At 32.8% G+C, this 20,315-nt stretch carries 16 protein-coding genes; all 16 read right to left on the bottom strand.

What is annotated here, in order from left to right:
- Window positions 1-2 precede the first annotated feature (2 nt).
- Entirely contained in the window at window positions 3-1,277 is a 1,275-nt protein-coding gene (kynU, locus tag EV143_RS03650; RefSeq protein ID WP_133506607.1) for a kynureninase, read from the bottom strand.
- Window positions 1,278-1,463: 186 nt separating this feature from the next.
- Window positions 1,464-2,513 (bottom strand): tRNA preQ1(34) S-adenosylmethionine ribosyltransferase-isomerase QueA, encoded by a 1,050-nt coding sequence (gene queA / locus EV143_RS03645; protein ID WP_133506606.1) that lies wholly within the window; start codon window positions 2,511-2,513, stop codon window positions 1,464-1,466.
- 393 nt (window positions 2,514-2,906) lie between these two features.
- Entirely contained in the window at window positions 2,907-4,136 is a 1,230-nt protein-coding gene (locus EV143_RS03640) for a 3-phosphoshikimate 1-carboxyvinyltransferase (RefSeq protein WP_133506605.1), read from the bottom strand.
- Between the two features lie 99 nt (window positions 4,137-4,235).
- Window positions 4,236-4,562, bottom strand: coding sequence for a nucleotide pyrophosphohydrolase (locus tag EV143_RS03635; RefSeq protein WP_039112916.1), 327 nt, complete (start codon window positions 4,560-4,562; stop codon window positions 4,236-4,238).
- A gap of 2 nt (window positions 4,563-4,564) precedes the next feature.
- Window positions 4,565-6,538: a DUF3857 domain-containing protein gene (locus tag EV143_RS03630; protein WP_133506604.1), complete on the bottom strand. Its 1,974-nt coding sequence runs from the start codon at window positions 6,536-6,538 to the stop codon at window positions 4,565-4,567.
- A gap of 1 nt (window position 6,539) precedes the next feature.
- Complete coding sequence (locus EV143_RS03625; protein WP_133506603.1) at window positions 6,540-8,549, bottom strand: DUF3857 domain-containing protein; 2,010 nt, start codon at window positions 8,547-8,549, stop codon at window positions 6,540-6,542.
- Window positions 8,550-8,580: 31 nt separating this feature from the next.
- Window positions 8,581-10,488, bottom strand: coding sequence for a DUF3857 domain-containing protein (locus tag EV143_RS03620; protein ID WP_133506602.1), 1,908 nt, complete (start codon window positions 10,486-10,488; stop codon window positions 8,581-8,583).
- Between the two features lie 63 nt (window positions 10,489-10,551).
- Entirely contained in the window at window positions 10,552-11,004 is a 453-nt protein-coding gene (gene dtd / locus EV143_RS03615; protein ID WP_133506601.1) for a D-aminoacyl-tRNA deacylase, read from the bottom strand.
- Between the two features lie 124 nt (window positions 11,005-11,128).
- Entirely contained in the window at window positions 11,129-12,112 is a 984-nt protein-coding gene (rsgA, locus tag EV143_RS03610; protein WP_133506600.1) for a ribosome small subunit-dependent GTPase A, read from the bottom strand.
- Window positions 12,113-12,352: 240 nt separating this feature from the next.
- Complete coding sequence (locus EV143_RS03605) at window positions 12,353-13,435, bottom strand: bifunctional 3-deoxy-7-phosphoheptulonate synthase/chorismate mutase type II (protein WP_133506599.1); 1,083 nt, start codon at window positions 13,433-13,435, stop codon at window positions 12,353-12,355.
- A gap of 13 nt (window positions 13,436-13,448) precedes the next feature.
- Entirely contained in the window at window positions 13,449-14,306 is an 858-nt protein-coding gene (locus EV143_RS03600; protein WP_133506598.1) for a prephenate dehydrogenase, read from the bottom strand.
- A gap of 93 nt (window positions 14,307-14,399) precedes the next feature.
- Complete coding sequence (locus EV143_RS03595; RefSeq protein WP_133506597.1) at window positions 14,400-15,545, bottom strand: pyridoxal phosphate-dependent aminotransferase; 1,146 nt, start codon at window positions 15,543-15,545, stop codon at window positions 14,400-14,402.
- An 84-nt stretch (window positions 15,546-15,629) separates the two neighbouring features.
- Entirely contained in the window at window positions 15,630-16,469 is an 840-nt protein-coding gene (locus tag EV143_RS03590; RefSeq protein ID WP_133506596.1) for a prephenate dehydratase, read from the bottom strand.
- A gap of 450 nt (window positions 16,470-16,919) precedes the next feature.
- A complete protein-coding gene (locus EV143_RS03585; protein ID WP_133506595.1) occupies window positions 16,920-18,086 on the bottom strand; it encodes a DUF1501 domain-containing protein in 1,167 nt (388 codons plus the stop codon).
- 12 nt (window positions 18,087-18,098) lie between these two features.
- Window positions 18,099-19,496, bottom strand: coding sequence for a DUF1800 domain-containing protein (locus EV143_RS03580; protein ID WP_133506594.1), 1,398 nt, complete (start codon window positions 19,494-19,496; stop codon window positions 18,099-18,101).
- 257 nt (window positions 19,497-19,753) lie between these two features.
- Window positions 19,754-20,236, bottom strand: a complete 483-nt coding sequence (locus tag EV143_RS03575) for a hypothetical protein (RefSeq protein ID WP_133506593.1) — start codon at window positions 20,234-20,236, stop codon at window positions 19,754-19,756.
- Between the last annotated feature and the right edge of the window lie 79 nt (window positions 20,237-20,315).

Here is a 20,315-nt window from a genome sequence, read left to right as displayed (position 1 = left end):
CTTTACTTACCTAAAATTCCTCTTTTCAAAATCTGCCCAAAATCGAACATATCTTCATAAGAACAATATAACGGAACCGGCGCTAAACGAATTACATTTGGTTCACGCCAGTCTGTAATAACTCCGTTTTTCATTAAATAATCGAATAAACTTCTTCCTTCTCCATGTAAAAAAACAGACAACTGTGACGCTCTTTCACTTGGATTTGAAGGTGTAATAATTTCAAAATTCCCTTTAACTTCCTTATCTATTTCATGCAAAATGAATTCTAAATAAGAAGTAATATGATCTCTCTTTTTTATTAAAGCATCCATTCCAACCTCAGCAAACATTTCTACCGAAGCTAAATACGGAGCTAACGAAAGTACAGGTAAATTACTAATCTGCCAGCCATCTGCACCATGAACCGGATCAAAGTTTGGTTCCATTTTAAAACGACGTTCTTTGTTGTGTCCCCACCAACCCGCAAATCTTGGCAAATCAGAATTATGATGTTTTTCATGAACGAAACATCCAGAAGCGTTTCCTGGGCCTGAATTCATATATTTATAACTACACCAAGCGGCGAAATCCACATTCCAATCATGAAGTTCTAATTTGATATTTCCTGCAGCATGCGCCAAATCCCAACCTACTTTTGCTCCGGCTTTTTGTCCGGCTTCGGTTATTGTTTTAATGTCAAAAACTTGTCCGGTATAATAGTTTACGCCACCAATTAAAACTAAAGCCAGTTCATCGCCAACTTCTTCAATTTTTGCCAAAACATCTTCAAGGCGAATATTATGTTCTCCTTCTCTGCGTTTAATTTCTACAATGGCATCTTCCGGTTTATATCCATGAAAATGTACCTGACTCTGAAACATATATTGATCTGAAGGAAATGCTTTTTCCTCGCAGATAATTTTATATCGTTTTCCTTTGGGCTGATAAAATGAAACCATCAATAAATGAAGATTCACGGTTAAGGTATTCATTACCGTAACTTCTGATGGTAAAGCACCAACAATTTTACTCAATGGTTCTGCAAATCTTTCCTGATAATCCCACCAGGGTTTTTCGGCATAAAAATGACCTTCAACAGCAAGATCTGCCCAGTCATTCATAACTTCATCGATATAGGCTTTGGTTCGTTTTGGCTGTAATCCTAAAGAGTTTCCTGTAAAATAAATAACGCGTTTGTCATTTACTTTAGGAAAAATAAATTGTTCTTGATAATGATGTAAAGAATCTTGTGAATCAAGTTGTTTAGCGAATTCGCGTGTATTTTGAAAAGTCATTATGTATCTTTTGATTGGTAAAAATAACAACTTTTAAAATATATTGAATAAAATTAACAAAAGGTTTGTTGTCCCAAATTTCAGCCTTAAACTTTTACTGCCATCGAAAACCTAAAACTTAAAACTTTTTAACCATAAAAAAACCCGTCATCACTGACAGGTTTTTTTATTTGATTTGCAATCGAATTAGATGATTAACATCGCATCTCCGTAAGAATAGAATTTGTATTCTTCTTTGATCGCTTCTTCGTAAGCTCTTTTCATTAAATCATGTCCACAGAAAGCAGAAATCATCATTAATAATGTTGATTTTGGTGTGTGGAAATTGGTGATCATGCAGTTTGCAATACTAAAATCGTGAGGAGGAAAAATAAATTTATTTGTCCATCCTTCATAAGGATTTAAAGTATTTTGAGATGAAACTGAGCTTTCGATAGCACGCATCGAAGTTGTTCCAACTGCACAAATACGTTTTTTAGCAATTTTTGCAGCATTTACGATATCGCAAGCTTCTTGTTTAATGATTAATTCTTCAGAATCCATTTTGTGTTTCGATAAATCTTCAACCTCAACCGGGTTAAAAGTTCCTAAACCAACGTGAAGTGTAACTTCAGCAAAATTGATTCCTTTGATTTCTAATTTCTTCAAAAGATGTTTAGAGAAGTGCAAACCAGCAGTTGGTGCTGCTACAGCTCCTTCTTCTTTTGCATAAATAGTTTGGTATCTTTCAGCATCTTCAGCAGTTACTTCTCTGTTGATGTATTTAGGAATTGGAGTTTCTCCAAGTTCTGTCAATTTGTTTCTGAATTCTTCGTAAGAACCGTCATATAAAAAACGTAAAGTTCTACCACGAGAAGTCGTGTTGTCGATTACCTCAGCAACTAACGAATCGTCATCGCCAAAATAAAGTTTGTTTCCGATACGGATTTTTCTAGCCGGATCAACCAAAACGTCCCAAAGACGTTGCTCTGAATTTAATTCTCTTAATAAGAAAACTTCAATTCTTGCTCCTGTTTTTTCTTTGTTTCCGTACAAACGCGCAGGGAAAACTTTAGTATTGTTAAGAATCAAAACGTCTCCGTCATCAAAATAATTGATAACATCTTTAAACATTTTGTGTTCGATAGTTTGTTTTGCACGGTCAATTACCATTAAACGAGACTCATCTCTGTTTTCTGCCGGGAATTCTGCTAAAAGTTCTTTTGGTAAATTAAATTGAAAATGTGATAATTTCATATTTGAATTGTTGATTTTAAAGTGTAGATCTTAGATTTTATATCTAAAATTATAAATCGTGTGCAAATATACGATTGTGAGATAGGCGTTGTCAAGTGTTTTGCTGTTTATTTTCAAAAGTCGTTGATTTACTGCCACTTTGGGTTGATTAAAAATGAGATTTTAGTTAAATAAAACCAAATATTATTATTTGTGTCATTTAGTTGCGGCAGAAATAACATCTAGAGAGCAATGAACCAGAAATTCGTTATGTGATTTCTCCTTCGTCGAAATGACACATCTTTTGGTCACAGCATAAAATTTTCCACAAAAAAACCTCCAATTAAAACTGGAGGTTATTCAATTTAATTCATCTTTATTAAATAAACTTACATTTCTTATATGGTTTAAATTTTACAATTCTGAAATTTGAAAATTCAATGCTTTTAAATCATTCCAAAAATCCGGATACGACTTAGAAACCACTTCTGCATCTTCAATAATTATCGGAACTTTAATTGCCAGCGGCGCAAATGCCATTGCCATACGGTGATCGTTATAAGTGCCAATTTTTATATCATGGCTGATGTTTTGTGAAGCTACTAAAGTCAACGAATCATTGGTTACCGAAATATTAGCTCCAAGTTTTGTAAGTTCTATTCTAAGTGCTTCAAGTCTGTCGGTTTCTTTAATTTTTAAAGTATGAAGACCCGTTAAATGACATCCAATTCCTAAGCCTAAACAAGTTACGACTATGGTTTGTGCAATATCCGGCGTGTTGTTTAATTCAAAGTTTACAGTTTCATAGTTAAAATTTGGTTGTTTAACCAATGTCATTTTATTGTTTTGAAATGTCGTTTTAACTCCCAGTTTTTCGTAAAGAGAAACTAATTCCGAATCACCTTGAAGACTATTTTCTTTGTAACTGCTTAAAGTGATTGTTGCAGCATCGGCTAAAGCTACTAAACTAAAAAAGTAAGATGCTGAACTCCAGTCAGATTCTACGACCATCTCTTTTGAAACAACACTTTCTTTTGGATATACTTTGATTACATTTCCTTCAAAACTAGTTTGAATATCTAAATCATTAAGCAAAGCCAAAGTCATTTTGATATACGGAATTGAAGTGATTTCTCCTTCTAAAGTCAATTCTAAACCATTTTCTAATTTTGAAGCGACAAGTAAAAGTGCTGAAATATACTGGCTGCTTACATTTGCCGCCAAAGTTACTTTTGAAGCGGTAACTTTTTTTCCTTTGATTCGAATTGGCGGATAACCTTCTTCTTTTTCATAAGAGATTTCAACTCCCAATTGTCCTAAAGCCTCAACAAGAATTTTTATTGGGCGTTCCTGCATTCTGCCTGAACCTGTCATTACGACTTCACGGCCTTCATTTACAGCAAAGTAAGCTGTTAAAAAACGCATCGCAGTTCCTGCGTGGTGAATGTCTACAATTTCTTCATTCCCAATTAATGCTTTTTGCATTACTTCGCTATCGTCAGAGTTTGAAGTATTGGCAAGTGTAATATTTGGAAACAAAGCTTTTAGTAATAATAAACGATTGGTTTCGCTTTTTGAGCCTGTAATATTTAATTGTGAATTGTCAATGGTGAATTGTGAATTCGTACTTAATTTTAAATTCATGATCTTAGTTATGAGTTGCGAATTATATGTAATTTAATTCGAGCCTGCAATTTACCACTCCTCATTCATAATTCAAAATTCACCATTGATATTTCACAATTATTTCAATTTATCGTTGTTTTTGTGACGATCTTTATCTCTAACTGATTTCAGATCCATTTTTTTATCAAAAGCAGACTGTAAATCGATTCCTGTTTGATTGGCCAAACATAAAACTACAAAAACAACATCGGCCAGTTCTTCGCCCAAGTCTTTGTTTTTATCGCTTTCTTTTTCTGATTGTTCGCCGTACCTGCGTGCAATTATTCTGGCTACTTCTCCTACTTCTTCAGTAAGTTGCGCCATATTGGTTAGTTCATTAAAATAACGAACTCCGTGTTCTTTTATCCAGGTGTCTACGTCTAGTTGTGCATTTTTTAAATCCATGGTTATATTTTTTTAAGGACAATTTTTTCATTTTGACTAACGATTATCTTCTGAAAAAACTCTTTCAGCATATCGTAGTCGGTAGCTGCAAAAATAGCTTTGTTTATTCCTTTTGTCACCTGAATTTGTATTTTATTTTCTTCGGCAATCATATTCATTACATAAGAAGCATCTTTGTTTTCTGTCATGATCCTCATTGGTTTTGGCATTGATTCGATAACATAACCATCTGGAATTTCAAAGAAAACATTATAAGTATTTTGATCAGGATATCCAAAATAAATAGGCATTTGTCTTTCCTCCTGAACAAATGGATTTGTAATATCAGTGAAGAAAAGTAAAGGTTTTAAGAATATTTTTCCATCAATAACATCATATGCATTGTTAAATGTAAAACTAAATTTTTCGACTACTGGTTTAGATAAATCTTCATTTTTATTTTCTAACGAATAGTCATTGATTTCGATTTTACTCAGATCATTTTCTAATTTTTCAAGATAGGCATCTTCGTTATTATCGTTCAACTTTAATTCTCTAAATTGAAGTGCCGAATAATCTGCTCTTCTTATTCGTATTTGTCCTTCAATTTTTCTTAAATCAGGATTGATAGTAGCTGTTATTGTATAATTGGCTTTTGATGGAGTTTCGGGAATAAGATCAATTTCCTGTGAAGAACCGTCTGCTTTAATTAATCTTCCTTTCCAGTTTAAAAGATTTAATGGCAAAATATTTGGTGCTGCAAACTTGTTTGTTGCATCTAATAAAATTTTATTTCCATCGATTTCAGCCGCCGCAATAACATAATTAAAAACGGTGCGGTTCGGAAATACCGGTACTCCATTTTCGATTGTACTAACTAAAACGGGACTTACTTCTATACCTGCAGTTTTTAGCATCGAAATCAGAATAAAATTTATTTCGGCAACATTTCCTGTTCGTGCTTCGTATGCTTTTTTAACTCCTTTATCTACAAAATATCCTTTTTCTTTGTTCCAGCTCATTCTGTTTTGAACAAACTTAAAAATCGTATTTAATCTTTCCGAAGGTAGATTTGCATTTGCCAACAAACCTTTTAAATCTTCTGAATAATAATTCTTAAGTTTAAGTTCTTTTCCAAAACTATCATTTTCAAAAATACTTTTGGCAACGCCGTCCCATGTTTTTGTTAAATCTACAACGGGTTGTTGCGGAAATCTCTTTCTTTCTAGTTCATTCTGTATAGATCCCGTGTGATTGCTGATGTTGTCTACAAATCTTTCTTTCTTTAGTGCCGGAATATTTTCAGAGGTGTACAAACTATTAATTTGTTTGTAACCAGTAGCAAATATTTGTTTGCTTTCGACTATTTCGCTACTTGATTTAATATTTAATTGGCCAATAAGTATTGTTTTATAGATAAGAAATTCAGGCATCTCGGTTTTATACTCAAAATAATTAACCGGAATATCATATTGAAAATCAAAATCAGGAAGCCGAACTACATTTTGTGATTTTACTACATATTTAAATTCTATAACTGAACCTACTTTTACGTTAGGCAAAGTAATGGTTGTCTGGTTCCAGTATTTATTTATTTTGCTATTAAAAATACCTTCCTTCTTTATTTTTGTTTTTGTGATAGCACCGTTTTCAATATTATAGGTTACAGCACTTGAAAAACTCACATTATCATTATTCAAATTTCCGTATCCTACATAGTAAGAAACTTTATGGTTTGCCCAGCCAAGTCCTTCTTTTTTATAAATTTTAATTTTAAATTCATAAACATGGTTAGCAGTAAAACCTCTTCCTTCACTGTAGGTGAAAAATGTTTTCCCTTTTTTAAATAAAATTGTCGCTGGAGCTGTAGTATCTTTTGTATTTACTTTTTCTTGTAACTCTTCAATTGTTACTTTGTCTAATTCATAATTCTGAGCCTTAACTTTTGAAATACTTATAAGGAAAAAAGCAATTATTACTACACTCTGAAACCTCATATTATATTCTTTTTAAAACTATTTTTTCTGTTTCTTTTGCAATCATTACTTTGTAATATTCCTTAAGCATTTCGTATTTCTCTGTTCCAACAATCGCTTCATTAATTTGATGTGAAACAGTTAATTGAAGTACATTTGCGTTTGCTGCAATATTAAATTTAAAAGTCCCCAAATTATCTTCCATTACTACTGCTGCTGGAGTTGGTAATGTTTCTACTGTAAAGCCTTCTGGAATTTGAATTGTAATATTGTATTTATCCGAAAAAGGATAACTAAAATCTACCGGATACTCACGAACTTCCTGCTTAAACGGATTCTTTTCATTTGTAAAAAACAACATTGGGTTAATATATAATTTACCTCCAATTGATTCACATAAATTACTTCCTGTAAAGGAGTATGTTTCTATAATTGGCAATAAAATATCTTTTTCGTTTGTTCTTGAATATTCGCTTATTTCTATTTTGTTGTTTCTATTCTCTAATTTTTCCAAATACTCTTCTTCCTTTAAACTAGAAATATTTCCTCTGGTTACCAAAGCATTATAATCTGTATATTGTCTTCTTGTTTTTCCGGTAACTTTTCCTTCGGCATCTACACTATAAGTGATAAATACGTTGTCTCCTGATAATTTACTCGGCATTAAATCAACTTCATCAGATGTTCCGTCTTTTCTAATTAATCTTCCCTTCCAGTTCAAGGCTCTTAAGGGTAAAATATTAGGCCCTGAAAATCTATCTGTTGCATCTAGTAAAACACTGCCATTTGGGGTTTCAACCGCAGCAATAACATAATTAAAAGCTGTTCTGTTAGGAAATAAAGATATTCCGTTTGATCTGGTACTTACCAAAACCGGATTTGCGTTTAGTCCTGAATAACGTAACATTGCCGTAAGCATCAAATTTATATCACCAACATTTCCAGATTTTTCTTTGTAGGCCTTTCTTACCCCATTATCACAATCATATCCATGATATCCGTTCCATTTTACACTAGATTTAACATGATTTAAAATAGCCATGATTTTTTCCTCATCTGTGTCTTTACCTGCTAAAATCACTTTTAAGTCATTCTCAAAATAACCTGTTTTATTTAATTCAGGACCAAAAGTATCATAATTGTAAATTGTTTTGGCAACTGAATTCCAGTCTGTAGAATACAACTTTAGAGGCTCATTAGGAAATTGTACTGTCGATAATTCATGTTGGATACTTGAAGTGTAATTATCAATATTATTTACAAAAGACTCTTCTTTCATTGCCGGGAAATTCTCACCTACATAGGTAGTTTGAGTTTCCATATAATCTACTTTATCATGAGAAAAATCTGTTCTCGCATTTGATCCCTGATGTCTTTCTTTAGAAATGAACATGATTGATCTGTTGTTTTTTTTAGTCGAGACCCTAGGAAAAATATATCCTTTTTGTCGAGGATTGTAACTATAGTATTCTGGAACATAAGTAGAAAACTCCGAGTAATTTACAGGAATACTGGTTTGAAAATCCCATTCTCTGATCATCCTTGAAGGACTTCTAACCATATATTTAAATTCGATAACTGAACCTTCTTTTACATTAGGCATTGTAATCTTTTTTTGGCTTCTGTATTTATCTACAACTTCATCAAAAGTCCCTTCACTTTTTAATTTTGTTTTTTCTATTTTACCGCCTACAAGATTGTACGTAACAGCATCATTAAAATATACTTTTTCAGACAAGTCACTGTTGTTTGAATACCAGACACTATGATTTGCCCAGTTATAACCTTCTTTTTTATAAATCTTTATTCTGGTTTCAACTTCAGTAACAGTAATAAAGCCATCATTATCATTGTATTCGATTTTCGAACTTCCTTTTTTGTACAATATTGCAGCCGCGGCGGCAGTATCTTTTGGATGCACTTTTTCCTGAAGCTCTGCAATTGATACTTTTCCTAATTTAAATTCCTGTGCTTTTATATTTGTTATGAATAACAATAAAATGAACAGGCAGAAAGGTTTAAAAATTTTCATTGGTATAAGGTTTGGTTTTGATTGATTCTTGTTAGTTTTTGGTCAGAATAATTTTGGCATTATCGTTTCTTGATACTTGCTCCATAAAAAGGCGATATTCATCATATTCTTTATTCGAATATTTCCCTTTGTTTAAAAACATATAGCGTTTGTAAGTCAGTTTATTGTTTTCTTTTTTAATGATCTCGGTTTTGTATTCTCCAAATTTTCCTTTCAATTCATAGTTTGAAGGCAAAAATTCGATTGTAAATCCTGCTGGTAAATTAATTTCGATTTCATCAGTATCTAAATAGCCTCGCTGAATCTGAAATGGATTTTTTCGGTTTCTGATTCGTTTCACATTTCCTGAATTTTGATTGAAAGCATCAAGAGGAAAAATCATTTTATTGGCCGAAATCGTTGCATAGTTTAAAGCACTTAATTGAATATCTTCGGTAAAGCGAATATTTTCTTTATCGTTAGTAAAATTTATTTTTACAAGTTTTAAATTATTGATGTTACTCCAATATTCTTTATAGCGAGCTTCTTTTTCGGTTGGCTGCAAATGCTCAATTCTAGCCTTAGAATTGTATTGAGAACCTTCTGAAACGATAGAAATCGATCCTGAAAAATTTCCGTTTTCATCTATCGTATAAATTCCTTTATCAATTTGAGTATTGCCTGTGTCAGCATAAATTTTGGTTCTTACAATTTCACCTCCTTCGGGTTTAATTATCAAAACATCTCTGTCATCAGTAAATGTTCCCTGATATCCAAAAGGATCGTCCTGACTTGTACATTCCAGCCAGGTGTAATGATTTCCGCTAGGAATAGATAAAATCATATGATTTCCCTGCATTGCAACAAAATCAGATTCGATATTTGTTTTATATGAATCTCCGTATAAAACCGTATTGTATGACGGAACATCAACAGCCTGCAAAAGCGCTTTTGTATAATTGGTCAATGCCTTACAATCGCCATATCCTAAACGATCAACATCTGTAGCTAACATTGGTTTCCAGCCTCCAATACCAACCTGAATACTAACATATCTCGATTTCTTCTGAACAAAATCATACACTATTTTAGCTTTTTTTATAGGATCTTTTTCATCTCCTACAAGTGCTTTAATTTTTGTTTTTGTTTCTTCAGGCAAATCTGTTGTTCCTGCTAATATTTTTTCAGAATACCATTTCCCAAAATCTGTCCAATTTGTAGCGGTTCCGTCAACCCCTTCAAGATGAAAACGTTCTAAGGCCATCATTACGTTAGGAAACAAGTCTTTATAAGACGGACTGTAATCTTCTTGTTTCTGTGCTAAAATATTTGAAGCGGTATAAGACAGTTGCGTATTTGTATCTGTTATCTTTTTAATATTAAAATTTGAAAACTGAAATTCTTTCTTTTTAAATCCCAGATCATTTGGATAAATAACATTTAAAGAAGAGTTTTCTATACTCACAGCAAAGTTTCTCAAAGGCATCCATCTTGGAATAAATGCTGTTGATGAAGTTTGTACTTCGCTGCTAAATTCAATTGTGTAAGGATAAGAAATTGGAGTATAATCAAGAAAAACATATCTGCTGTCAGAAAAAAGCGTTCCGCCGCCAACAACACTCTGATCTTTAAAATCTTTCCTTTTTATTTTTTTTATTTCTTTACCGGAAGCATCGTAGATTATTGCCTCAATATTTTTAACAGAAGTTGATTTATCATAGAATTCATAAGCTTCTGTAGCATCAAAACCTTTTTCATTAAAAACAGTTACAACACGATGATTTTTTGCATTCATACTGCGTTGAGATAAAATCGTAATCTCTGTTTGATCCAGTCGAACTACAGCATTGGCATTTTCTTTAAGGCTGTCTGAAATTGTTGAAGCAGGATATTCACTCTTTTGAGCGACAGTTATAAGAGAAAAAAAGAGAAAAAATAACGCAAAAACAGGGCTTTTCATTAATAGGGAATTTCACCAAATATATATTATTTTTAGAAATTCTTAACATTTGTTTATGAAATTTTACTCTCTATTTTTGCTGTCCATCATTATAGTTACGGGCCCATCATTTAACAGACTGACTTTCATATCTGCACCAAAAATTCCGGTTTGTATTTTTTTATTGAAGTCTTTTTCTAAAGATTGTACGAATTTCTCATACATGGGAATGGCGAATTCTGGTTTTGAAGCTTTTATGTACGAAGGACGATTTCCTTTTTTGGTTGAAGCATGAAGTGTGAATTGACTAACCACAATTATATCGCCATCAATATCCTGAACAGAACAATTCATGACATCATTTTCATCACCAAAAATTCTCATTTTAATGATTTTCCCCACCAGCCATTCAATGTCTTCCTGAGTATCGACATCTTCAATTCCAACTAAAACCAATAATCCTTTTTGAATATCAGCAACAATTTTAGAATCTACTGTTACGGAAGCCTGAGAAACTCTTTGAAGAACAACTTTCATATTAATGGTGAATTATGAATTGTAAATTGTTATTGTACTTTGAATCAGTTTTTGTTTTAGAAATTATTTTATCGCAATGTGATTGGAATACAAAAATTTACAATTAACCATTTACAATTCACAATTATTTCTGGTTTCTTGTTTCATCACTAATTTTACGATCTTCATCATACGAATCTGTGCGATAATTTTCTTCATCACCTTCCAGAATCTTCAGGTAACTATTATAGCGGGTCCAGGAAATTTCATCTTTTTCTAAAGCGGCTTTTATAGCGCATTGCGGTTCTTCTTTATGCAGACAATTATTAAACTTACACTGATCTTTTAATCTGAAAAATTCAGGAAAATAACCGCTAATTTCTTCTTTTTCCATATCAACAATCCCGAAACCTTTAATTCCTGGTGTATCAATAATTTTTGCATTAAAAGATAAATCATACATTTCAGCAAAAGTTGTTGTGTGCTGACCTTGTTTACTGGCTTCAGAAATGGTTTTGGTTTTAAGATGCAAGGACGGTTCCATAGCGTTGACCAAAGTTGATTTTCCAACTCCGGAATGCCCAGAGAACATACTTACTTTACCAATCATCATTTCTTTCAGCTCTTCAATACCTTTCATTTCGGTTGAAGAAACACGAAGACATTTGTAACCAATTTGCTCATACACATATTGCATATACAATTGATCGTCGAGTGTTGCATCATCAAAAGTATCTATTTTATTAAAAACTAAGATAGTTTCTATATTATAAGCTTCGGCAGTTACCAAAAAACGATCAATAAAATTGAATGTTGTGGGTGGATTATTAATCGTAATCAATAAAAAAACGCGATCGATATTCGATGCGATAATATGCATTTGATGCGATAAATTAACCGATTTACGAACGATGTAATTTTTTCTTTCGTGAATATTATGAATCGTTCCGGTTAAAGTGTCCGAAGTTTCTTCGAGTTCATAATCGACAATATCGCCTACAGCAATAGGATTTGTACTTTTAATACCTTTCATCCTAAACTTCCCTTTCATACGGCATTCTATAAAATCGCCTTTTTCAGATTTTACGGTGTACCAACTTCCTGTAGATTTATATACGAGTCCTGTCATTCAAATTGTAGATTTTAGATCTTAGATTTTAGATTACTCTTAAAACTTATTAAAGTACAAAATTACTGTTTTACAATTGAAACCCACTGATTTCGGTATTTAAAATCATAAAAAAATCTCCAACACTTATTAAAGCGATGGAGATTTAATGTTATAACCTTATAATTGATATAAGAAAAATTAAAGATCTAGATTGTAAAACTTAAATTAACTTATATCACTTATATGATTTAATTCAAATTATGCGTTGAATATTTTTTCCTGGTGACCAATACTTTCCTGGTGAATTGCTTTGAACATTCTCAAAACAAACTCTTCCGTAAGACCTTTTTTCTCACCTTCAAGAATCATTTTTCCTAAGATTTCATTCCAACGATTATTTTGAAGAATCGCTACGTTTGCATCTTTTTTCACCTGACCAATTTCGTCAGCTACTTTCATACGTTTTCCTAATAACTCTAATAAGTTAGCATCAAGAACATCGATATTAGCTCTAAGCTTAGTCATTTTTTGAGTGTACTGATCTGTAGTATCATCCGTTTTTCTAATCGTCAAATCTTTAATGATTTTTTTCAAAGCATCTGGAGTAACTTGTTGAGCAGCATCAGACCAAGCGTTGTCCGGATCGTAGTGCGTTTCGATAATCATACCATCGTAATTCAAATCTAAAGCCTCTTGTGTTACTTCAAAAATCATTTTGCGATCTCCTGTAATGTGAGATGGATCAATGATTAATGGTAAATCAGGGAATTTATTTTGCAATTCGATAGCAATTTGCCATTCTGGAATGTTTCTGTATTTTGTTTTTTCGTAAGTAGAAAAACCTCTGTGAATAACTCCTAATTTTTCAATTCCAGCCATATGTAAACGCTCAACTCCACCTAACCATAAAGCCAAATCCGGGTTTACTGGGTTTTTAACCAAAACGATTTTATCTGTTCCTTTCAAAGTATCAGCAATTTCCTGAACCGCGAAAGGGTTTGCAGTTGTACGTGCACCAACCCATAAAACGTCGATATCATGTTCTAAAGCCAGTTTACAATGCGCTGCAGTCGCAACTTCAGTCCCCATTAATAAACCAGTTTCTTTTTTAGCTTTTTGTAACCATTTCAAACCAATTTCTCCAACACCTTCAAATCCTCCCGGACGTGTTCTTGGTTTCCAGATTCCAGCTCTGAATACACTAACTTTTGAATCTTTCAATTCATGAGCAATTTTCAACACTTGATCTTCTGTTTCTGCACTACATGGTCCTGCTATCACAAGTGGGTGATTTAAATTGAAATCATCTAACCACTTTCTCATTTCTTTTTTATTTTCCATCTTAATTTTTAGTTTATTTTTTAATTGTTAATCCGTTTAATATCTCTTTAATTTTATTTGTGCTTTCCATTTCTTCAAAAATGGCATTGTAATTTTCTTCTTTTAACAAATCCCTAAACCGACTTAGGTTTGAAATATATTCTTCTAATGTTTCGATAACATGTTCTTTGTTCTGCTTAAAAATTGGTGTCCACATTGCTGGTGAACTTTTTGCTAAACGAACCGTACTTTCAAATCCACTTCCAGCCATATCAAAAATATCTTGCTCGTCTTTTTCTTTGTTCATTACCGTTTTTCCGAGCATGAAAGAACTAATGTGCGACAAATGCGAAACGTAAGCAATGTGTTTGTCGTGTGAAGTCGGATCCATATATCGAATCCTCATTCCTATTTCGCTGAAAAGTTTCAAAGCCTTTTCCTGCAATTTAAAAGTGGTTTTTTCTACTTCGCAAATAATATTCGTTTTCCCCTGAAACAAACCTTTTATCGCCGCCGAAGGTCCAGAGAACTCTGTTCCCGCAATTGGATGCGTTGCAATAAAGTTTCTTCTTTTTGGATGACTTGCTACTGCTTCGCAAATTGGTTTTTTAGTCGAACCTACTTCAAAAACAATTGTTTTGTCTCCAACTAAATCCAATACTTTTGGCAAAACCACCAACGCCACATCCACCGGAACCGAAACAATTACGAAATCGGCTTCAGCCAAATCTTCAAAACTTCCTGCCTGATCGATAACGCCTAAATCAATTGCTTCCTGCAAATGTTTTTCGTTATTATCAATTCCAAAAATAGTAGAGTTCGGATGTTTTTCTTTGATGTCCAGCACCATCGAGCCACCAATTAATCCTATTCCTATTACGTATACTTTCATATTTATTTTTATTTTTTGTCATTGCGAGGAAAGAAGCAACCACACTAACAATTGACTCAGCAACTGAGATTGCTTTGTTCCTCGCAATGACTTCTAAAATCGATCAATCGCTTCTTGTACTTTTTCTTCCTTCACACACAACGAGAATCTGATATAACCTTCACCATTACTTCCGAAGATTGTTCCTGGCGTGATAAAAATATGTTTCTCGTATAATATTTCGTCAATGAACTTTTCTGATGATTCGATTCCTTCCGGAAGTTTTGCCCAGACAAAAAGTCCAACTCCTTCTTTATAAACTTCGCAGCCTAATTTTTCAGCTAACTTTTCTGTTAATTCTCTACGGCGTCTGTAAATTTTGTTTTGATCTTCAAACCAGGATTTATCGCAATTTAAAGCTGCGATTGCACCTTTCTGAATTCCGTAGAACATACCGCTGTCCATGTTGCTTTTCACTTTTAGAACTGCATCGATAATTTCAGGTTTTCCTAAAACCATCCCAACTCTCCAGCCAGCCATATTGAAGGTTTTACTAAGCGAATTCAATTCTAAAGCCACTTCTTTTGCGCCTTCGATTTGCAATAAACTCATTGGATTATCATTCAAAACAAAACTATACGGATTATCGTTTACCAATAATATGTTGTGTTTTTTAGCAAAAGCAACCAATTTTTCAAATAACGCTAAACTTCCTCTTGCTCCTGTCGGCATGTGCGGATAGCCCAGCCACATTATTTTTACTTTCGAAAGATCTAGCTTTTCTAAAGCTTCAAAATCCGGCTCCCATTTGTTTTCTTCTTTCAAATCATAATAAACCGGAACCGCTCCAACCAAATTTGTTACCGACGTATAAGTCGGGTAACCGGGATTCGGAATTAAAACGTGATCGCCTTCATTTAAAAAGGCTAACGAAATGTGCATAATTCCTTCTTTTGAACCCATCAAGGGTAAAATCTCATTGTTCGGATTCAATTCAACACCAAATTGATTCTGATAAAAATCGGCCATCCCCTTTCTCAACTCCGGTAATCCCTGATAGCTTTGATAACCATGTCCGTTTTCATCTAAAATTGCGGAAGCAACCGCTTCAATAACTTCTTTTGACGGACTCAAATCAGGGCTTCCGATTCCCATATTGATGATCGATTTTCCTTCAGACTGCAATTGACGAACTTCTCTCAATTTTGATGAGAAGTAGTATTCTTCAACTGTATCTAATCTTTTTGCTGTTGTAATCATTTTTTATTTATTTTTTGCTTTAAGCTTTAGGCCGTAAGCTTTATGCTCTTCTATTTTGACTTTATGACTTTCGACTTTCCAACTTTAAGACTCACTCAAAGGTTTTGTGTTTTTATATTCTCCCAATATTTTAAAATATTCTGCCATTATATTTAATAACGATTTGGCTTTTGCAAAATCTTCGTATTTCTCGAATGTTACGTCTACGAAAAAGGAATATTTCCAAGGTGTTTCAATTTTTGGAAGCGACTGAATTTTCGTCAAGTTCAATTTGCAGTCGCTCATTACATTTAGAACTGCTGCCAAACTTCCTCTTTTGTGATCCAATTCAAATTTGATGGAAGCTCTGTTAATTTCGTTTTCAGGCAAAAATGAATTTTGCTTTTTAATGATCACAAAACGAGTCATATTGTTTTTGATTGTTTGAATTTCCGGTGCAATAATTTCAAGATCATACATTTCTGAAGCCGTTTTGCTTGCTATTGCCGCAATTCCGGTTAATTGTTTTTCCTGAATTCTTCTGGCAGTTTCAGCTGTATCTTTATCTTCAACTAATTTGATATTTGGATATTGTTTTAAGAAATCCATACATTGCAAAATGGCCATTGGATGTGAATGAACTTCTTTTATGTCTTCAATTCTCTGACCTTTTAAAGTCATTAAATTTTGGTGAATGCTTAAATAATGTTCTCCAATGATGTGCAAATTATTCTTATCAATTAAAGCATAATTCGGAATAATTGGTCCCGCAATCGAGTTTTCAATCGCCATAACGGCCTGATCTGTTTTTCCTGAAAGAAGGCTGTCAATTAATTCTTCAAAAGACAAACATTCATCAATTTCCACGTTTTCAGAGAAATACTCTTTCACAACCTGATGATGAAAAGAACCTTTTATACCTTGTATTGCAATTTTAGTTGTCATATATTCAAAAAAAAATCCTGATTTTCATCAGGATTGTATATTAGTTTTATTTGTCTTTTTTAATTTTCTCAAATAACCATAGCACAATCCTTACTTCTACTAAAGAAGAAATAAAAAGAGTTGCTAAAATAAAAACGGTTATTAGACATTTTGTTTGTGTTTTTCAATAAATTCTCTGCGAATGTATAAATTATTTTCACCTCTCCAAAAAAAATATTGCATTTTATGAAACAAAAAGGGATTTCTTAACAAATTCCCTTGCTTTTGTATGATATCATAAAAAATACGGCTTTTTTTTCTAAGGTTCTGAGGAACTGTGTTGCTAAATTTCTGAGTTTATTTGTTTTTTGCCACAAATTAGCACAAATTAATATTATGATTTTAAAATCAAATTTCTCAAATTCTATATTAAAAATTCGTGCTAATTCGTGCAATTCGTGGCCAACTGTTTTAAAACAATCCCGAAACCGGCTTATTCTTAATACCAATTTTAGAATAATCAAAATTCATTTTTTGCTGTAATAATGAGGCGTACACACTTCTAAAGTCAGTTTCATATTTTAAATCGCCATTGTCTAAATCAGATAAATTCGGATTATTACCTAAAATAGTTCCTTTGTTATTTCCTCCAATAATAAACATTGGTGCTGCTGTTCCGTGATCTGTTCCGTTTCCGTTGTCTCTTACTCTTCTTCCAAATTCAGAAAACACAACAATGGTAACATTTTGAAGCAATTGCGCTTGTTTTAAATCCTGATAGAAACTAAATAATGAATCATTCAGGTCGGTTAATTTTCTTTCATGAAGTGCAAGTTGATTATCATGCGTATCAAATCCGCCAAGCGAAGTATAATATACTTTCGAATTCAGATTTCCTTTTATCAATCGGCCAATCCATTCTAGGTTTTTAGACAATTCGGTTTTTGGATAACTAATTTCTGATTTTGATTTTGCCAAAGCTTTCTGAATTTCATCAGATCCTTCTGTAACCGAATTGGCAATTTTTCGAACAAAGTCTAATTGAGGATTATCAGACAATTTTACATTCTCTTCTCTGTCTGATTTTATTTTGAATCGGTTTGGATCTTTTACGGTTATCGAATTTGGTTCCAATCCTTTTAAGGCCAAATTATCAATTGAATCCAGATTTATTCCTGCTGTTGCCTGATGTCCATCGCATTGAAGATCTAAATATCTTCCCAGCCAGCCTTCATTGATATACTTATTAGAATCTGTTGCGGTTTGCCAAATTTCCTGGCTTCTAAAATGAGATCGAATGGGTTCCGGATATCCAACATTCTGAATTACCGTTAAATCTCCGTTTTGCTGCATTTGAGCAAAATCTTTTAGAGAAGGATGAAATGCCATTCCTTTATTTTTTCCGATAACTACATCTTTACTTAAAGCTATTTTAGTTCTCAAATCATAATATAACGGATCTTCATAGGGAATAAAAGTATTTAATCCGTCATTCCCTCCGTTCAACTGAACAAATACAATACACTGCTCCCCAATTACCAAATTGTTTTGCGAACCAAAAGCATGTAAAAAGTCAGGAAGTACAAGCAATCCGCCTGTAAAAGTTCCTGTTAACGTTAGAAAATTTCTTCTGTTCATAGCTGTAGTTTTCTAAATTAATTGATATTCGGGTAACTTAGTAATGTAATTAAAGAGTCTTATTACGGCAAAATTGGCGTGAGCTTCTTTGGGATCAAAATCGTATTTCAGTAATTTTTCCATGTCTTTCTGTATGGAATCATTTACTTTAAATAATAATCTGTCTGATAATTCAGTAATGATGGTTTTATTATTTCCGTCTGAATCAAAAGCTATTTTTACTTCGATTTTTTCGAATTTTGATTTTGGTTTCTCCGTATCGCCAGCCATTGTTTTGATTACTTTTTTCGTAATGCTTCTGCCGCTGCAAAGCAAGTCTGATGTATTATTCCGTTGCAGATAAATTTGAGAAGTCAGCCATGAATTTCCGCCATCCCAACCTTTCACATTTATTTGATTGTATAAATCCATTCCTTGCTGTTTCAGGAAATATACAATCATGGCGTCATCGACAGTTTTCATTTGCAATTCATCAATAAGCTGTAAAATATACACCAACGGATCTTTGATTTTGGTTCCGGAAGTATCTTTAGCATATTCTTCAGTAAAAATTTTGGTTAGCAGCGGTTCTATTTCGAACTTTACTTTTCTGAAATAATCCCCATAATAAACCACCAAATTTTCCGGCGGTTTATCATAAACAAACCATTTTAGAATTTTTCGGGTTATTAAATACGGAATGTTTTTCTGTTCAAAAATAATATCAACTAAATCATCTGCTTTCCAGTTTCCGGTTTTCCCGAAATAGGTTTTATCGCTATTGTCTTCGGCAAATTTTCTGTAAACCGCTCCATCATCTCCTACATTTAATCCGGCTAAGGCTTTTGCACCTTCTTTGATATCGCTTTCGGTGTAATTCCCAATTCCGACTGTGAATAATTCTAATAATTCCCGGCTTAGGTTTTCGTTGATTTTACCTTTTTTATTGTCTCCGTTATCTAAGTATTTCACCATTGCATTCGATTTCAAAATCTGTTTGGTCAGTTGTTTGAAGTTTCCGAAAGCATGTTCGCGCAAAATCATATTGTGTTGGTAAACCCAATAATTAACTTTTACTTTTTGGGAAGTTGAAACAAAATGATTGTGCCAGAAACAGACCATATTTTCGCGTAATGGAAATTCGTCGTTTCGTATTTTGGAAATCCACCATTTTTTAAATTCGATTGCAGAATAAACTTCCCTTTTAAGAAGCTTCTTTTTGGCTTCAGAATCGGCTGTTTTTATAGATTCTCGCAGTTCTTTGAGTTCGATTAATGTTTTGGGATCATCTTCTAAAAAAACCGGAAGTTGTGTGTCAAATTTTGATTCATAGGAATGCTTTAGAAATTTTTCTAATCCTAACTTTTCAATTTTATCAGATTCTTTTCCGGAAAAACCTAACCGTAACGACCAAAGATTGCTTTTTTTCATAACGCAGGAATTTGTTTAGAAATAAGACTTTGTTTTTATTGAAAGGTTTAATTGGAGGTTCTAACATTCTGAGTTGCTAAGGCTCTAAGGTTTAGAAGTCTTTGGTAATAATTTAAAACGAAGGCTTCTAACGAATATTGTCATTCCGAAGAATGAGGAATCTTCGTAAGTAACTCAAATATAAAGTTAAGCCACAAAATAAGGAAGTATTGTGAAGTCCTTCTCTCAAACTTTCCATTACTATTTTTGTCATTATGTTATCTTTTCACATTATTAAAATCTTCTTGAGTTATAAGCTTTTTACTAAGCATAATTCTCAACCAATCTTCGGCTTGCTTTTTAGAAACTTTATCCGTTTTACTAATATCAATTTTTGAAAAATCTTGATAATTTTCTTCTACGTTGTTTTTCTCACAAAAAGCAGAAAAGTAATCAAAATAAGCTCTTTCATAATGATATTTCTCAGCCATAATCATAGAATATACCATTACACTGTCCGTCCTTTGATCAAAACAACAATCTTTAAAACTATAAAAGAGTTCATCATAAGCATCAGTATCTCCATATTTTTTAACTCTATTAATCAAGGTATCATAATTGGTCGTCATAGTACTTATCGTTCTAACCTCATCCTGATTAACTTCATTTAGTTTTTCTTTTTGTATCTGTATATCCTCTATTTTTTCCTTACATGAAAAAATACACAATAAAAAAACTAAGCCTAAAATCTTATTTACCATATTGTTTGAATACTATTTAGCAAAAAAAGCAGCTATCATTACAATAACTGCTTTCTATTAATCTAAAGAATAAAATCTT

The organism is Flavobacterium chryseum (genome assembly GCF_004362015.1).
Classification (GTDB): Bacteria; Bacteroidota; Bacteroidia; order Flavobacteriales; family Flavobacteriaceae; genus Flavobacterium.
The sequence above is the reverse complement of the archived record's forward strand: the minus strand, read 5'-3'. Positions and strand labels throughout refer to the sequence as shown.